This window comes from Myxococcus sp. CA039A (assembly GCF_013336645.1).
In the GTDB taxonomy this organism is placed as follows: Bacteria; Myxococcota; Myxococcia; order Myxococcales; family Myxococcaceae; genus Myxococcus; species Myxococcus llanfairpwllgwyngyllgogerychwyrndrobwllllantysiliogogogochensis.
On the sequence record NZ_JABUMQ010000025.1, the window covers coordinates 1 to 15,265 of the forward strand.

Here is a 15,265-nt window from a genome sequence, read left to right on the forward strand (position 1 = left end):
CATCACTCCCCCCCCCGCCCTGGGTGGGATGAGCCGGCGCAGCCTGCTGACGAACGCGGGGCGCGCGGTGCCGTTGCTCGCGGCGGGGACGAGCACGGTGGGCCTGGCGGGCGGAGCCACGGGCTTCACGCTGAAGTCGGTGGAGGTGCGCCTGCCCGGCCTGCCCGCCGCGCTGGACGGGTTTCGCATCGGGCAAATCACCGACGTCCACGTCGGCACCTTCATCGACACCCACTACCTGCGCGAGACGGTGGCCGCGATGAACGAGGCCCAGGTCGACCTCCAGGTGATGACGGGTGACCTCATCGACGACCTGGACCAGCTCGACGGCACCATGGCCGCGCTGGAGTCCTGCCGCGCCCGCCACGGCATGCTGGCGGTGCTCGGCAATCACGAGCACTGGCGCGGCCTGGACGAGGTCCTCGGCGCCTACGCCCAATCCCAGGAGCGCGGCGGCCCGGTGCGGCTGCTGGTGGACTCGTCCCACGTCATCGAGCACGGCGGCCAGCGCGTGCGCATCGTCGGCGTGGACTACCCCATGTCCGGCCGCAGCCACCGCGTGAAGGCCGAGCGCATGCGCCAGTCCGCGGAGAAGGCCTTCCAGGACACCGCCTCGGACGAAGTCGTCCTCTGCCTGTCCCACCATCCCGACTTCTTCAACCACGCCGCCGAACACGGCGCCCGGCTCACGCTCGCCGGCCACACCCACGGCGGCCAGGTGGCGTTCTTCGGCGTGCCCGCCTTCTGGTTCGCCTTCCAGTACATGCTCGGCCGCTATCGGCGCGGGGACCACCAGCTCTACGTGTCCGGCGGCACCGGCCACTGGCTGCCCTTCCGTCTGGGTGTCCCGCCCGAGGTGACGGTGCTCACGCTGCGCGCGGCGTAGGCGCGCCTTCAGCGACCTCCGGGCGGCGACTGCTGCCCGTACGTCTTGAACTTCTCCAGCACGCGCGCCATCTCCTCATCGTCGAGGAGCACGGGCTCGCCCACCTGGAGCGCCCGCCAGTACATGGCCGCGAGCGTCTCCACCTCCACCGCCAGCTTGAAGGCCTGGGCCAGGCCCGCGCCCAGCGCGAGCATGCCGTGGTTCGCCATCAGGCACGCCTTGCGTCCCTCCAGCGCCTCCAGCACGCGTCGCGCCAGCTCCTCGGTGCCGAACGTCGCATAGGCCGCGCACCGCACGTCCACGCCGCCCGCCGAGGACACCATGTAGTGGAAGGCGGGGATGCCCCGGCGCAGACAGGCCAGCGTGGTGCAGAACATGGAGTGGGCATGCAGCACCGCGCCCACCTCCGGGCGCGCCACCAGGAGGTCCCGGTGCAGCTGCCACTCCGACGACGGAAGACGGCGCCCCTCATGGCTCCCGTCCAGGCGCATGAGGACGATGTCCTCCGGCTCCAGCACGTCGTAGTCCATGCCGGTGGGCGTCAGCAGGAAGCCCTCCGCCACGCGCAGGCTCAGGTTGCCGGACGTCCCCTGGTTGAGTCCGGCCGCGTTCATCTTCCGGCAGGTGGTAATCATCGCCTCGCGCGAGGCGCGGTCATCCCGACTGCTCACGAAGCCCTCCCCGCCCGCTCCGGGAAGAGCGAGCGCAGGCCCTCCTCGGTGGCGGAGCACACGCCTCGCTCGGTGATGAGCGCCGTCACCAGCCGCGCTGGCGTCACGTCGAAGGCGTAGTTGGCGGAAGCACTGCCCTCCGGCGTCACCCGCACCGTGGCCACCTCACCCGAGGCCAGTCGCCCGGTGACATCGCTCAGCTCGGTGCCGTCGCGCTGCTCAATCGGAATCTCCCGCACGCCGTCTCGCAGGCTCCAGTCGATGGTGGGCGAAGGCAGCGCCACGTAGAAGGGCACGCCATTGTCCTTCGCCGCGAGCGCCTTCAGGTAGGTGCCAATCTTGTTCGCCACGTCTCCGTGCGCCGTGGTGCGGTCCGTGCCCACCAGACACAGGTCCACCTGTCCATGCTGCATCAGGTGGCCTCCCACGTTGTCGGCGATGACGGTGTGCGGGACACCGTGCTGTCCCAGCTCCCAGGCCGTCAGGCCCGCGCCCTGGTTTCGCGGACGCGTCTCGTCCACCCAGACATGCACGGGCAGGCCGGCGTCATGCGCCAGGTAGATGGGCGACAGCGCCGTGCCCCAGTCCACCGTCGCCAGCCACCCCGCGTTGCAGTGGGTGAGCACCTCCAGCCGCCCCTGGCGTCCCTTCCGCTCCCAGGCTGCCTCCAGCAACTTCAGACCGTGCCCACCCATGGCGCGGTTGATGGCCACGTCCTCGTCGCACAGCTCGGCCGCGCGCTGCTTCGCGGCGGACGGACGCTCCGAGACGGGCAGCGGCTCCAGCAACTGGCGCATCTGCTCCAGCGCCCAGTGCAGATTGACGGCGGTGGGACGCGTCGCGCCCAGGACCTCGCGGGCCCGCGCCAGCGCCGCATCCGAAGCGTCCTCGCGCAGCGCGAGCCAGACGCCATACGCGGCGGTGGCGCCGATGAGCGGAGCGCCTCGCACACGCATCGCACGGATGGCGTGCGCGGCCTCCTCCAGCGTGCCCAGCCGCGCGGTGACGAAGGCGTGGGGAAGGCGTGTCTGGTCGATGATGCCCACCGCCTGCCCGTCGGGCTCCAGCCAGATGGTGCGCATGGGACTGCCCTGGACCTTCATCGGTTCAACACCCGGCCGGCCACGGCGGACAGCTTTTGCGCGAGCGCGGCATCCCGAGCCTCGGGCGCGGTGATGACCGCGTGGTCCAGGGCGCGCTGACAACCCTGGCGACAGGGCCCCTCATGTCCACCGAGCAGCGGTGTCACCTGCTTCACCAGACCGCGCGCCTTGCCCGCGTTGCCCAGGAGCACGGAGACGACCTGGTCCACGGTGACGGCGTCATGGTCCGGATGCCAGCAGTCGAAGTCCGTCACCATCGCGACGGTCGCGTAACAAAGCTCCGCCTCCCGGGCGAGCTTCGCCTCCGGCATGTTCGTCATGCCGATGACGTCACAGCCCCACGTCCGGTACAGGCGGCTCTCCGCGAGCGAGGAGAACTGCGGCCCCTCCATGGCCAGATAGGTGCCGCCCCGCCGCGCGGCCACGCCCAGGTTCTCGCAGGCGGCCATCACCGCGTCCCCCAGTCGCGAGCACACCGGCTTCGCCATGGACACGTGCGCGACGAGCCCCGTGCCGAAGAAGCTCTTCTCCCGCGCGAAGGTCCGGTCGATGAACTGGTCCACCACCACGAAGACGCCCGGCGGCAGGTCCTCGCGCAGGCTGCCCACCGCGGACAGCGAGAGCAGGTCCGTCACCCCGCTGCGCTTGAGCGCGTCCACGTTCGCCCGGAAGTTGATGTCGCTCGGGGCGATGCGGTGGCCCCGGCCATGGCGCGGCAGGAAGACCACGCGCTGCCCCTCCAGGGTGCCGAAGCACAGCTCGTCGGAGGGCTCGCCAAAGGCAGAGGACACCTTCTTCCAGGCGACGTCCTTCAAACCGTCAATCTGGTACAGGCCGCTGCCACCGATGATGCCGATGACGGGCGGGGAGGCATCGGACATGAGGTCTTCTCCCGGAAACGAAAGGCGCGGGCGAGCGTACCAGCCTCCCCGGCCCACGGCGGCACGGGCTTCGTCGGTTGACAGTCCCACGCACGGACTTATATTCAACCTCATGGTTGAACAACGTCTCGCCCAGCTCGACAACACCTTCCACGCGCTGTCGGACCCGACGCGCCGGGCGATGCTGCGCAACCTGTCCGTACATGAGCGCAGCGTCGGAGAGCTGGCGGCTCCCTTCCGGATGTCCCTGGCCGCGGCGTCCAAACACATCAAGGTGCTGGAGCGCGCGGGGCTGGTGCGCCGCGAGGTGAAGGGCCGCACGCACGTCTGCCGACTGGACGCGAAGCCGCTCTCGGAGGTGAAGGACTGGCTCCAGTACTACGAGCGTTTCTGGAGCGAGCGCCTCGACGTCCTGGAGGCCCTCCTCCGAGGGGACGCGCCCACGCCCCCTTCCTCCCCCCGCAAGAAAGGACGCTCCCGGTGAGTCCCCACGCCCCCATCCAGGTCCAGCTCGTGCGCCACTTCGACGTACCCGTCGAGCGCGTCTTCGACGCCTGGGTCGACGCGAAGCTGCTGGGCCAGTGGATGTTCGGCCCGCGCGTGCGTGACGAGCAGGTCGTCCACCTCCACCTTGATGCCCGCGTGGGCGGCACGTTCTCCTTCCTCGTGCGCCGCCGGAACATGGACATCGACCACATCGGTACGTACCTGGAGGTCGACCGCCCCCACCGCCTCGTCTTCACCTGGGCCATCCGGGAGGATGACCTGGCGGAGGAGGACATCAGCCGGGTGAGCCTGGAGTTTCGTCCCCAGGGCACCGGCTGCGAGCTGACGCTGACCCACGTCATGTCGTCCAAGTGGGCTGAGTACGCCGACCGGACCCAGGCGGGCTGGGCCGCCATGCTCACCGCCCTGACGCGCGCGCTCGCCACACCCGATGCGCTGGAGCCCCACCGTGGCTGAGTACGGAATCGTCACGGAGCCCCAGACGGTGCGCATCGAGCGCGTGCTGCCCGGGCCCATCGAGCGCGTGTGGGCATTCCTCACCGACTCGGAGAAGCGCGGCAAGTGGCTGGCCGCCGGAGAGCTGGAGCCGCGCGTGGGAGGCCGCGTCGAGCTGCACTTCCTCCACTCCACGCTCTCCCATGAGCCCCTGCCGAAGCGCTACGAGGTCATGCGCAACGGCCATCGGCACCTCGGCCACGTCACTCGCTACGAGCCACCCCACGCGCTGAGCTACACCTGGGCCGAGCAGACGGGCGCACCCTCCGAGGTGTCGTTCGAACTGAGCGAGCGCGGCACCGAGGTGCTGCTCGTCCTGACGCACCGACGGCTCACCACGCGCGCGGACCGGGTCAGCGTCGCCAGCGGTTGGGACACCCACCTGGGCATCCTCGACGACCAGCTCTCCGGCCATGCGCCCCGAGGCTTCTGGTCCACGCACGCCCGCCTGGAAGCAGACTACGAGCAGCGGCTTCCGCGCGACTGAGGGACAAGGAGTCCGGGGCCCTTCATCGGCTCGGACCCTTGCCCCACCGCTGTCCGGTCCTCGAACCGCGCCCCCGCATCCCGGGCCGACCGAACGGCGAACACCCGGGTCTCACGCTGTCGCCTTCCAAGGAGAGGCCCACCTTGAGGCGGAGAGACACTCGCCCCGGGAGGCCCCATGAACGTCGAAGAAGTCATGTCCGAGAACCCCGTCACCTGCCTGCCCGACACCGGCATCGAGCAGGCCGCGCGGTGGATGGTGGAGTGTGACTGCGGAGCCCTGCCGGTCATCGACGTGGACAACAAGCCCATCGGCGTCATCACCGACCGCGACATCACCTGTCGCATCATCGCGAAGGGGAAGGACCCCTACATGCTCAACGTGAGCGATGCGATGAGCATGCCCGCGGCGACGGTGTATCGAGACACCAGCCTGGAGGACTGCCTGGAGTTGATGGAGCAGAACCAGGTCCGCCGCATGGTGGTGCTCGACGACGACGGCACCGTCTGCGGCATGGTGGCGCAGGCGGACCTGGTGAAGCAGCTCAAGGCGGAGGAGACCGCGGAGCTGATGCGCGAAGTGTCCGTCGACACCGAGTCCCCTTCACAGGTCCACTGACGAAACACCTCGGGGCGCGGTGGACTCACGCGCCTCGGGGCGTTGCTCAGGTTCCGCCCAGGGCGAACACGGCCATGCGCCGCACGAGGTCGGGGCCTGACTTCTCCAACACGTCGTTGTGGCCCGCCCCGGGCACCGTCTCCACGGTGGCGCTGGGAAAGCGCGCGCCCAGCCTGCGCCCCATCTCCACCGGGATGAGCGTGTCCTGCTCTCCGTGGATGATGAGCACCGGCAAGGTGATGTCCGGCGCCTTCGACGCGGAGTCATAGCGGTCCCTCACCAGCAGGGACGCGGGGAGGAAGGGAAAGACCTGCGCCGCAATCTCCGTGAGAGAGGTGTAGGGCGCCACCAGCATGATGCGCGAGCCGTGTCCCCGGCGCGCCATCTCCACCGCCACGCCCGTGCCGAGGCTGCGGCCACTGAGCACGGTGTGCTCCGGCGTCACCCCCTGCGCTCGCAGCATCGCCAGCGCCGCCTCCGCCGCCGCGTAGATGCCCTGCTCCGTGGGCTGTCCGGGCGACGCGCCATATCCCGGGTACTCGACGGCCAGGAAGCCCAGCCCGTTCTGGTTCAGCACCGTGCCCAGGTCGAGCTGACCCAACAGCTGCTCTCCATTGCCATGGAAGTGCACCACTGTCGGGGCGCCGGGCGGCGCGGGGAGATGGAGCACGTCCACGAACGTGTCTCCTGGCAGTGGCAGGTGCCGGAAGCCGAGCTCGGCCGGCAGCGGGATGGGGGCCTTGGGCGCCGGGTATATCAACGGGCGCTGGAGCACGAAGGCCGCCAGGCACAGGGCGAGGTAGGCGACCGCGAAGATGGAGACGAGGATGACGAGCACGCGACGAGGCCGGACCATGGCCCCTCCAGTCTGCACGAACTCGAGCCGCGCTACGCGAAGAGTCCCAGCGGCGCGCCGGGCGTGAAGCCGGGGAACACCCGGGTCAAGTCCACGCCAGGGCGGCAGGCGCGCAGCACCTCGGCCAGCGGCGCGCGCACGTCCGTCCACGCGGGCACGTCCCGCCCGTCCTGGAGCCGGTCCGGGGTGAGCGACTCGAAGCGGCCGTGGACCTGGCCACCCTTCACGCCGCCACCGAGCACCAGCATCGCGCTGCCCACGCCGTGGTCCGTCCCCCGGCTGCCGTTCTCCCGCACCGTGCGGCCGAACTCCGTCAGCACCACCACCGTCACCCGCTCCAGCAGCGGCCCCACGTCCCGCGCGAAGGCGGCCAGCGCGCCCGCCAGCTCCGCGCACCGGTTGGCGAAGGTGCCCGTGGCCGCGCCCTGCGCCGCGTGCGTGTCCCAGCCGCCCATCTCCGTCGCGGCGACCTCCAGGCCCACGTCGCCTCGGATGAGCCGCGCGATGTCCCCCAGTCGCTGTCCCAGCGGGCCGCGCGGATACTCCACGCCCGACGTCGGCGGCAGTCGTGACAGGTGCTCCGCGTCCAGTTGGGAGAGCGCGTCGAAGGCGCCCTGGCCCGTGGTGCGCAACGCTTCGTCCACCGCGCCCGCGTAGAGCGCCGCGAAGCCGCGCGTCGCCTCGGCGCCTCGCTTGCCCACGCGGAGGCGGAACTCCTCCAGCCGTCCCATCGCCAGCGCGCCCGCGTCACCGAACAACGCGCGGGGCAACGTGGCTTGCAGGGCCACGGCTCGCAGCGGCGCGGCGGACTCCTCGACACCGAGGGCGCGGTTGAGCCACCCATCGGGCGTCGACTTGCGGCCCGGCGTCCCCGACTCGACGAAGTCCTGCGCGTCGAAGTGCGAGCGCACCGGCGTGGGCAGCCCCACCCCGTGCAGCACCGCAAGGTGGCCCTCGTTCCAAAGGGGCAGCAAGGCCTCCAGCCGGGGATGCAATCCGAAGGGGCCCGACAGCGGCAGCGCGGCGCCCTCCCCGGTCCTGCGCAGCGCCAGCGTGGGACGCGCGCGGTGATAGGCCGCGTCATCCACGGGAGGCACCAGGGAGAGACCATCCACGCCGCCTCGCAGGAACACCGTCACCAGGGTGCGCCGTGAGGACGGGGCGGCCAGCGCGCGGCCCGACAGCGCTGGAGCGAAAGCCAGCCCCACGCCCGAGAGCCCCAGGGCGCGCAGCAGGAGGCGTCGAGACAGCAGCGGACTCATGGGCTTGCGCGGCTCCGGCGAGTGAAAGGCGGCCCTGTCCATTCCGCGGGGCCGTTCAAGCGACACAACACCGGACCCGGGCGGAGGTTACGAGCGTCCGTGCCGAATCCCCGGCCACAAGTCAGGGTCCCCACTTCCCTTCCTCCAGACCCACCCGGAGGACCCAGCGCGACCGGGTCTTCAGAGAATCGCCCGGACGAAGAGCGACGCCACCCACGCGGCCCAGACCAGCGAGACAGCGAGCAACACGGCGGCGACCGGGCGCACCCACGTCGGGGACTTGTCGCGCCAGGGCAGGAGCATCAAGTAGCCCCCCGCCAGCGAGGGAATGGGGAGCAGGTTGAGGGCCGCCATCCGGGCGCTCATGATGCCCCACGCGCGCACCAGTTCGCCCTCTCGCAGCAACCCGACGAAGCGCTCCACGCGGCCCGGCAGCGCGGCGACGTTGAACACGGCGGGGAAGCCCTCGGTGAACTGATGGAAGCCCTCCGCGGGGCCCAGGCACGCCATGGCAACGCCAATCTGCACGTACCAGGGGACGGCCAGGGCCAGGGCGTGCAGCGGCGGAGGCAGCTTGAGCAGCCGACTCTTGAGCGGCGGCTCGGGAGAAGCGTCGTCTTGCTCCGGCACGAACGACGCGGAGCTGCCCAGGGTGATGGGATGCAGGCTCCAGCCAATACCGGCCATGCGCCACGCCACCAACTGGGGCCCATAACCAATCCGCACCGCGAGCGGTCGAGCCCCGAAGGCACTCGCCACCACCGCCTGCGCCAGCGCCCACATCACGTTGACCGCGAGGAACAGCACCCACAGCCAGAAGAAGAGGGCGACTCTGTCCATGGCTGGAAGTCTATCCTCTTTCACGAGGAACTCGCCCCCTGGGTCGGTCCAGACGAGCGCCATGCATCGAGGTCCCAGCCACCTCGGGTAGGTGGCTGGGCGGGAGGCACGCTGATTCACGCATCCATCAACGCAAGGACGAGAGAATCGGGGTGAGGTGTTGGTTGCCCTCCGTTCCGTTGCCGGCCTGTCCGTGCGTGTTGGCGCCCCAGGTGAAGACAGCACCATCGGCACGCATGGCCAGGGAATGGTCGAAGCCCGCCTTCACCGCCACCCCTCGCTCGAATCCGGACACCTGCACCGGTGAGAGCCGCGTGACGACCGTGCCATCCCCCAACTGCCCCTTGTCGTTCAACCCCCAAGCCCAGACCGTGCCATCCGCCTTGAGCGCGAGCGAATGACGCGACCCCGCTGACATGGCGACGATGTCGACGAGGCCTGGAATCATGGTGGGTGTATTCCGGTAGACCGTCGTGCCATCACCGAGTTCACCGTTGCTGTTACTCCCCCAGGCCCAGAGCGTGCCATCCGACTTGAGTGCGAACGCGTGAGCATTCCCGGCTGAAATGGAGATGACACCGCTCAGTCCCGGCTTCTGCACGGGGAGATTGCTCTGCGGCGTCGTGCCATCGATTCCCCAGGTCCAGACGGTGCCATCGGACCTCAAGGCCATGCTGAACCTGCTTCCCGCCGACACCGAGATGAGCCCCGTGGGGGCCGTTGCCTGGACAGGGACACTGGTGGAGTCCTCCGTTCCAGTCCCAAGCTTCCCATAGTAACCCGCCCCCCAAGCCCAGATGGTTCCATCCCAGCGCAGCGCAAGGGAATGAAAGGGACCTGCCGAAACCATTCGGACATTGGTGAGGTTCTGCACCTGCGTGGGAGTGTAGTGGGCAGAGGATTCGGTTCCGATGCCCAGCTGGCCAAAGAAGTTGTTGCCCCATCCCCAGACCGTGCCGTCGGAACGCAGCCCCATCACGCTCAGGTTCGAGGTCGACACCGTCTTCATGCAACTCAACACCGACACTCGCAGCGGATTCTGCGCGGAGTGGTCCGGAGGGAAGTCGTTCCCCAGGCTGCCATGTCCGCTGTAGCCCGCGCCCCAGATACTGGCGTCGGCTCGCACCGCCAGCGAAGTATCATCCCCCGCGGCCAGCAATGACTGGGGAGAGAAGACATCTGACTGGGTCTGGGGAAATACTGCGCCCAGGCCTCCACAGTCGGTCATGAGCCGGTACGTGGATGAGAACCCGGCGTATTGCTCGAAGTCGACATCACTGACCTGGAAGGTGTGCGAGACCTCGTATCGATTGACGACCAGACCCGTGAGGGTATCCGTGTAGCTGTCGAGAAAAGTGACGCTCAGCGGAGCCGTCGTGTACGCACTGTTCGTCCCGCATCCCGGGGCCTGGGTGAGCCGGGTCCGCGCATAGGAGCCACTCGCACTCGGCAGCAGCACGATGTCGGCCGGGGCAGGCTGCAACCATGATACGCGGACGCTGCGAACGCCGTTGCTCCCCGTGACGGTGTAGCCACGGTAGGACGGCCTGGAGGTATCGGCGTAGTCGAACTCACAGCCCGGGTAGTCCACCTGCGCCCTCACGGTGCGACCGGTGGGGGCATTGGCGCTCAGGTGGTGTTCGACGCCTCGTGCATCCACATAGCCACTGGCCACCGGAAGGTCTCGCGGATGTCGCTCCAGCAGGACCTCGGTGGAGGTTGCCTCCTCGCGGCCCGCGACCTCTTCGTCGCCCCCCCCGACCTGACAGCCCATCAGCCCCACCACGATGGACATCACCGCGACACGCAAGGTAGCGCGTGAATCCGGGCACCCCGCAGGCGACTCGATGGATGTACTTCCGGCGCACCGTCTCGGATGAAACATCTTCACAAGGAAGCTCCTGACTCGATTGGGACCGGGCGGTCCGTGAGACACCCAAGCCAAGGCCGAAAATTACGGCAATACAGGCAAATCTAGCAAGCCAGCACCAGGTGCCTGACGAGCGCAACGCTATTGCCGTTGAAACTCGGGTGAGCCAAGCAGCAACCCCGCGATGAGCTGCACGTCGACAGGGCCTGGTTCTCCTTCAGCGCTGGCGGCCTCGGTGCGACGAGACAGCGCCGCGAGCACCGTGGCCCGTGTCTCCGCCGAGGGCGCTGTCCCCAACAGCGTGTGCCCCAATGTGTCCACCCAGGCCTCCGCCGTGGGTGTCGCTGGCGTGGCGAGTGACGAAAGTGTCACACGCGCTCCGGGAAGCCGCCCCGACACCAGGTCCAGACTGAAGTTGAGCCGAGCCACCAGCGCGCCACTGTTCACCCACGGCGCCGCCCCTTCCGGAAAGCCCGTGGGCGCGGGCGCGCGGTAGAGCGGCTCACCCATCCTCGCCAGCGCCTGCACCAGCCGGGGACGCACCTCCACTTGCGCCCTCGTCGCACGCAGCGCGGACACCACGAACTCGAACGGCGTCTTCACCTTCGCCCCTCGTGCCTCGGGAGCCCAGAACTCCGGCGAGTCGATGAGCGCGCGATACACCGTGGGCAGGTCCCCGTCCGAGTCGAGGAACACCTTCGCCAACCGGTCCACCAACGCGGGCGGCGGCGTGTCCGAGACGAAGCGCCGCGCCAGCTTCGTCGCCAGGTGCCGCGCGGTCGCCGGGTGACGCGCGAGCAGGTCCAGCACCTTCTCTCCATCCGCCTCGCCACCGCGCGCGGGGATGACCTGTCCGAGGACCTGCTTGGCCTCCGTGTCATGCGCGCGTCGTCGGAAGAAGAACTCCGGCTCTCGACGAGGACGGCGGATGCTCCAGCCCGTGAAGCTGCGCGCCACCTCCCGCACGTCCTGCTGCGAATAGCCTCCGTCCACGCCGAGCGTGTGCAGCTCCAGCAGCTCCCGCGCGTAGTTCTCATTGAGGCCCGGCCTCGGCTCAGACGCAGCGGGGTCCTCGTCGTCGCCGTCCTCCTCCATCGTCGGCGCCACGTCGCGCTTCGCCATTCGCCGTGCGGGCCTCGGCATCCCGTCGCGCGTGCTCCTCCAGTTGTCGAGATAGAAGAGCATCGCCGGGTGGCGCGCCGTCGCCCCCAGCAAGTCCCTGAAGCGCCCGAGGACATGCGGGCGAATGGCGTCACGCTCGTATGACGTCACCATCCACCGCACCGCTCCTTTGTCCGCGGACACGTTGAAGTGGTTGAACCAGAAGTCCACCAGCACCTCCTCCAGTGGATTCGGTCCCTCCACCGCGCGGAGCACTTTGGCGGCGGACAGCTCCAGGCCAATACGCGCGGGTGGCAGCAGCTCCCGGCCATCCAGCAGCGCCTGCTCCCGCTCCTTCTTGCCGGGGTAGTCACTGGCGAGCTGGGTCATCGACATCGTCAGGGTGGGCAGCTCCTGGAGCTTCGCTTCCAGCACCGGTGACACCGGCGCGTCCCGCCGCGCGAGTCGCGCCTCCACCCAGCCCCGCACGCCCAGCGCGCGGACCTCGGCCAGGTCACGCTCCGACGGACCGAAGGCCCACCGCTGAAGCAGGTGCACCTCCGCGCCCGGACCGAAGTCTGGCGGCGCCTCACTTCGGACAGGGTGTGGGCTGCTCGCACATGAGAGCAGCAGGGCCACCAGGGAGCAGAGAGACACAAGGCGCATGGCGGGAACTGAACCCACGAAGGTGCCCGAAGTTACAGCGCGTTCGGCCTCGCTCGCCTGCCCTCCCCCGGGGTCGCCTCGACGGAAGCGGACGCGATGTCAACCATCACTTGCCTCGCGAAGGCCGCCCCGGGACGCACCCGATGTTGCTTGAACCCGAGGCCAGGATGCATGTCGTATGAACGCAAACGATGGATGGGTGCCCCCCGGCACCGGAACGGTCATCCATCGACCCGGACCTTCATGAGCCTACCTCCCGAACAGCGCGTCACCTCCTGCGTGCCCCTGGGCGTGCTGCTCTCGCTGGTGCTGTTCAGCGGGTGCTCCGCCTTCGACTCGGGCAACGACACGAGCCAGAACTCGGACCGGCTCACCGCGCCCTTCGAGCCGAATGTGAATCTGCTCGCGGATGTGAACCGCGATGGCGTGGTGGACGCGGAGGACGAGGCGGGCGAGGACGCGTGGACCGCCGACCGGGGCGCCATCTTCCTGGCCAACATCGACGATGACCAGGAGATCTGCGCCTTCAGCATGTCCTCCTCCATCCTGAGTGATGACGCGCTGGCGGCCTGCAACGACGGGCGAGACTCGGAGGTGAATGGGGACGAGGACCTGTTGGACCTGGCGCGGCTGCGCGTCGAGCGCTGGGCGGACGCGCCGGGCTACGCGGTGGGGAGCATCTCCGTGACGGGGCCCGCGAGCGACAAGGTGCGCCTGTTCAAGCAAATCGAGGGTGAGTTCGTCTCGTTCCGCATCGCCAACGTCCTGCCCCTGTCAGCGAAGAACCTGCGCGAGGGCGTGAACATCGCCATCGAGGCCAACGACATCGCGAGGGACCCGGCGGAGTGGGACGGGTACGCGGACGTGGTGCTGTCCATCTACCACGTGGACCGGCCGCAGGAGCGGTTCCAGGACACGGTGCGCCTGCGCGTCGCGCCAGTGGTGATGTTCCATCACCTGACGCCGGTGCGAAACGTCTACGTGTCGCGGTTGGATATCGAGGACTCGTCGCGCTTCCGTGGCGATTTGGGCAGGGCCCTCGCCGAGTCCGGGGAGCCGACGGCCTTCTCCGAGTTCGCGGTGGAGGACCTGTGGGCGCAGGACTACTTCGAGCCCGCATACATGTCGATGCCCAGGCTCGAGGGTGGCGGCGCCCAGCACGCCATCCAGGTCAACTACCGTTCGGCCAACGTGAACTGGGGCGCGACCAAGGCCCCGCTCCGAGAGGCGGGCCGCATCGTCTACTGGCTCCGGGGCAGGAACCAGGCGGCGGTGCAGCAATACCAGACGGGCATGTCCTCCGAATCCCAGACGCTCAACTCCCTGGGCAACACGGAGGTCATCCCGCCCTACGAGAAGGACGGCGTGAAGTATCCCCTGGGGCGGCTCTTGCGCGGCCGGGGTCCCGACTCGGAGCCCGACTTCCAGCCGGACCCCAGCTTCACGAAGATGCTGGAGGCCCAGGCCGTGCAGCCGCCGGTGTACCTGGACACGTCCTGGCTCGCCGTGGCCCACGTGGACGAGACGCTCAGCTTCCTTCCCGCCGACACGCCTCGCGGCTGGATTGCGCTGGTGGCGGACCCGGCCCAGGCGCGGCGCATGTTGCAGAACGCCCAGGCCCAGGGACATGGCGAAGCGAAGCTCTTCACAGGCATGCGCTGGCCGTATGACCGGCCCGCGGAAGCGACGGTGTCGGAGCTGTTGAACCATGCCGGGGTGATGGACGCCAACGCGCGGGCGGCGCTCGAAATCGACGAGCAGTTGCTCATCCTGCGTGAAGCGACGGGCCTCACCGACGACGAGATTGTCCGCGTGCCCTTCCTCTTCCAGAACGCACCGAACGGCGCGACGGCGCTGCAACCCGGGACGGTGAATCTCCTGTCGGTGTCCCGCTCGCTCGTCATCGCGCCGGACCCGCACGGGCTCGTCATCGACGGGAAGGACATCTTCAAGGTGCAGCTCGAAGAGGCGCTGGCTCCTCACGGCATCCGGGTGCACTGGACGGACACCTGGGACCTCTACCACCTGGGAGGTGGCGAGGTTCATTGCGCGACGAACAGCGCGCGCGAAGTGCCTTCAACGAAGTGGTGGGAGAGCGGCCGATGACTCACACACTGTCCGCCGGCCTGGGCGCCGCGCTGTTGATGCTGTTGTTCACCTCGTCCTCCAGCGCCCAGACGTCCCCTGTGGATGGACTGGGCGAGCTGCGAGAAGAAGTGGCCCGCGCGCGGCAGCAGACGCCCGAGGCCTTCGCGCGCCTGGAAGCGGTCATCCCCCAGGTGGAGGTGCTGGACTCACGCAAGCGGGGCACCCTCGCCGCCGCCGCGCCGCTGTTCCGACAGTTGGGCGCGCAGGCGCTGTGGCCCATGGTGGAGCGACTGGTCTTCGACGCGGGCCTGGCGACTCAACCCGCGCGCGACTCGGCGAAGCTGGCCCTCCAGGTGGGCATGGTGGAGGCCACCGGGGACCTGCGGGACGCGCGACTCCTGCCGCTGTGGAAGACCCTGCTGGAAGGCGCGGAGACGCGGAGGCCCGCGCGCCGCGCGGCGGCGGTGGCCCTGGCGAAGCTGGAGTCCCCGGAGGCCGCGGCGCTGCTCATCACGCTGTCCCCCCAGGAGGGCTTCCGCGGAGAGACGGTGCGCGAGGCCATGGGCCAGTGTCGCAGGCTGGTGGTCGCCCAGGCGCTGGCGGATGCCCTCGCGCGCACCCCGGCGCCCTCGGAGGCCCGGCGGCTCGCCGTGGCGCTGGGCGACATCGGCTCCTTCTGGGCGTGGAAGACGTCCCAGCCCAAGGCCGCTCCGGAGGAAGGTGACGTGCGCCGCGTGGCCGCCGAGGCCCTGGTCAACGCCTGGCTGAACTACACCGGAGACGTCCAGCAGGCCCTCACCCAGGCCCTCATGCGCGTGGATGCGCCGGAGACGGGAGCCCTCATCCAGTCGATGCGGGCTCGCACGCGGGAGTCCAACCACCCCGCGCTGGAAGGCCTGTCGCGGCGGATGGCGAACAACCCGCTGCGCTGAGC

15 protein-coding genes are annotated in these 15,265 nt (G+C 69.3%); 7 read left to right on the top strand and 8 right to left on the bottom strand.

Features of this window, described 5'->3' with window-relative positions; translation table 11 throughout:
- Positions 1-886: metallophosphoesterase (locus tag HR086_RS06225; protein ID WP_174465113.1), on the top strand; the 886-nt coding region annotated here is incomplete at its 5' end.
- Positions 887-894: 8 nt separating this feature from the next.
- Here the strand turns inward: HR086_RS06225 and HR086_RS06230 are convergent.
- The 3 genes from HR086_RS06230 to HR086_RS06240 are packed head-to-tail and all read right to left on the bottom strand — an operon-like array spanning position 895 to position 3,541.
- Positions 895-1,521, bottom strand: a complete 627-nt coding sequence (locus tag HR086_RS06230) for a class II aldolase/adducin family protein (protein ID WP_174461212.1) — start codon at positions 1,519-1,521, stop codon at positions 895-897.
- A gap of 32 nt (positions 1,522-1,553) precedes the next feature.
- The gene (mtnA, locus tag HR086_RS06235; RefSeq protein WP_174465114.1) at positions 1,554-2,660 is read right to left on the bottom strand and encodes an S-methyl-5-thioribose-1-phosphate isomerase; all 1,107 of its coding nucleotides are present in this window, start codon (positions 2,658-2,660) and stop codon (positions 1,554-1,556) included.
- Positions 2,657-3,541, bottom strand: a complete 885-nt coding sequence (locus HR086_RS06240; protein WP_174465115.1) for an S-methyl-5'-thioadenosine phosphorylase — start codon at positions 3,539-3,541, stop codon at positions 2,657-2,659. The genes mtnA and HR086_RS06240 overlap by 4 nt, the downstream gene beginning before the upstream one ends.
- Before the next feature lie 112 nt (positions 3,542-3,653).
- Here HR086_RS06240 and HR086_RS06245 point away from each other — a divergent pair, with 112 nt between their 5' ends.
- From HR086_RS06245 to HR086_RS06260, 4 genes are all read left to right on the top strand, one after another.
- Entirely contained in the window at positions 3,654-4,025 is a 372-nt protein-coding gene (locus HR086_RS06245; protein WP_174465116.1) for a helix-turn-helix transcriptional regulator, read from the top strand.
- Positions 4,022-4,504: an SRPBCC family protein gene (locus HR086_RS06250; protein WP_174465117.1), complete on the top strand. Its 483-nt coding sequence runs from the start codon at positions 4,022-4,024 to the stop codon at positions 4,502-4,504. The genes HR086_RS06245 and HR086_RS06250 overlap by 4 nt, the downstream gene beginning before the upstream one ends.
- Positions 4,497-5,030 (top strand): SRPBCC family protein, encoded by a 534-nt coding sequence (locus HR086_RS06255; RefSeq protein WP_174465118.1) that lies wholly within the window; start codon positions 4,497-4,499, stop codon positions 5,028-5,030. Before HR086_RS06250 ends, HR086_RS06255 begins: the two co-directional genes overlap by 8 nt.
- Positions 5,031-5,207: 177 nt before the next feature.
- Positions 5,208-5,648 (top strand): CBS domain-containing protein, encoded by a 441-nt coding sequence (locus HR086_RS06260; RefSeq protein ID WP_217439553.1) that lies wholly within the window; start codon positions 5,208-5,210, stop codon positions 5,646-5,648.
- A gap of 46 nt (positions 5,649-5,694) precedes the next feature.
- On the opposite strand, the gene HR086_RS06265 is transcribed toward HR086_RS06260, so the two are convergent.
- The 5 genes from HR086_RS06265 to HR086_RS06285 form a co-directional block, all read right to left on the bottom strand.
- On the bottom strand, positions 5,695-6,504 hold the full coding sequence (locus HR086_RS06265; RefSeq protein WP_174461054.1) for an alpha/beta hydrolase: 810 nt from the start codon (positions 6,502-6,504) through the stop codon (positions 5,695-5,697).
- A gap of 32 nt (positions 6,505-6,536) precedes the next feature.
- Entirely contained in the window at positions 6,537-7,766 is a 1,230-nt protein-coding gene (locus HR086_RS06270) for a DUF1501 domain-containing protein (RefSeq protein WP_174461053.1), read from the bottom strand.
- 180 nt (positions 7,767-7,946) lie between these two features.
- Complete coding sequence (locus HR086_RS06275) at positions 7,947-8,606, bottom strand: site-2 protease family protein (protein ID WP_141642973.1); 660 nt, start codon at positions 8,604-8,606, stop codon at positions 7,947-7,949.
- Between the two features lie 127 nt (positions 8,607-8,733).
- Positions 8,734-10,416 (bottom strand): hypothetical protein, encoded by a 1,683-nt coding sequence (locus tag HR086_RS06280; RefSeq protein ID WP_174465119.1) that lies wholly within the window; start codon positions 10,414-10,416, stop codon positions 8,734-8,736.
- 201 nt (positions 10,417-10,617) lie between these two features.
- Positions 10,618-12,243, bottom strand: a complete 1,626-nt coding sequence (locus HR086_RS06285) for a DUF1800 domain-containing protein (RefSeq protein ID WP_174465120.1) — start codon at positions 12,241-12,243, stop codon at positions 10,618-10,620.
- 243 nt (positions 12,244-12,486) lie between these two features.
- Between HR086_RS06285 and HR086_RS06290 the strand changes: the two genes are divergently transcribed.
- Together HR086_RS06290 and HR086_RS06295 are read left to right on the top strand one after the other, a co-directional pair.
- The gene (locus HR086_RS06290) at positions 12,487-14,349 is read left to right on the top strand and encodes a protein-arginine deiminase family protein (RefSeq protein WP_174465121.1); all 1,863 of its coding nucleotides are present in this window, start codon (positions 12,487-12,489) and stop codon (positions 14,347-14,349) included.
- Positions 14,346-15,263, top strand: coding sequence for a hypothetical protein (locus HR086_RS06295; protein ID WP_174465122.1), 918 nt, complete (start codon positions 14,346-14,348; stop codon positions 15,261-15,263). The genes HR086_RS06290 and HR086_RS06295 overlap by 4 nt, the downstream gene beginning before the upstream one ends.
- Positions 15,264-15,265: the final 2 nt, after the last annotated feature.

What these genes read in the sequence shown, in the direction of transcription:
- HR086_RS06295 (WP_174465122.1), top strand. Translation starts at nt 14,346, where the DNA reads ATGACTCACACACTGTCCGCCGGCCTGGGCGCCGCGCTGTTGATGCTG.
- mtnA (WP_174465114.1), bottom strand. Translation starts at nt 2,660, where the DNA reads ATGAAGGTCCAGGGCAGTCCCATGCGCACCATCTGGCTGGAGCCCGAC.
- HR086_RS06285 (WP_174465120.1), bottom strand. Translation starts at nt 12,243, where the DNA reads ATGCGCCTTGTGTCTCTCTGCTCCCTGGTGGCCCTGCTGCTCTCATGT.
- HR086_RS06230 (WP_174461212.1), bottom strand. Translation starts at nt 1,521, where the DNA reads ATGATTACCACCTGCCGGAAGATGAACGCGGCCGGACTCAACCAGGGG.
- HR086_RS06245 (WP_174465116.1), top strand. Translation starts at nt 3,654, where the DNA reads ATGGTTGAACAACGTCTCGCCCAGCTCGACAACACCTTCCACGCGCTG.
- HR086_RS06290 (WP_174465121.1), top strand. Translation starts at nt 12,487, where the DNA reads ATGAGCCTACCTCCCGAACAGCGCGTCACCTCCTGCGTGCCCCTGGGC.
- HR086_RS06265 (WP_174461054.1), bottom strand. Translation starts at nt 6,504, where the DNA reads ATGGTCCGGCCTCGTCGCGTGCTCGTCATCCTCGTCTCCATCTTCGCG.
- HR086_RS06260 (WP_217439553.1), top strand. Translation starts at nt 5,208, where the DNA reads ATGAACGTCGAAGAAGTCATGTCCGAGAACCCCGTCACCTGCCTGCCC.
- HR086_RS06270 (WP_174461053.1), bottom strand. Translation starts at nt 7,766, where the DNA reads ATGAGTCCGCTGCTGTCTCGACGCCTCCTGCTGCGCGCCCTGGGGCTC.
- HR086_RS06275 (WP_141642973.1), bottom strand. Translation starts at nt 8,606, where the DNA reads ATGGACAGAGTCGCCCTCTTCTTCTGGCTGTGGGTGCTGTTCCTCGCG.
- HR086_RS06240 (WP_174465115.1), bottom strand. Translation starts at nt 3,541, where the DNA reads ATGTCCGATGCCTCCCCGCCCGTCATCGGCATCATCGGTGGCAGCGGC.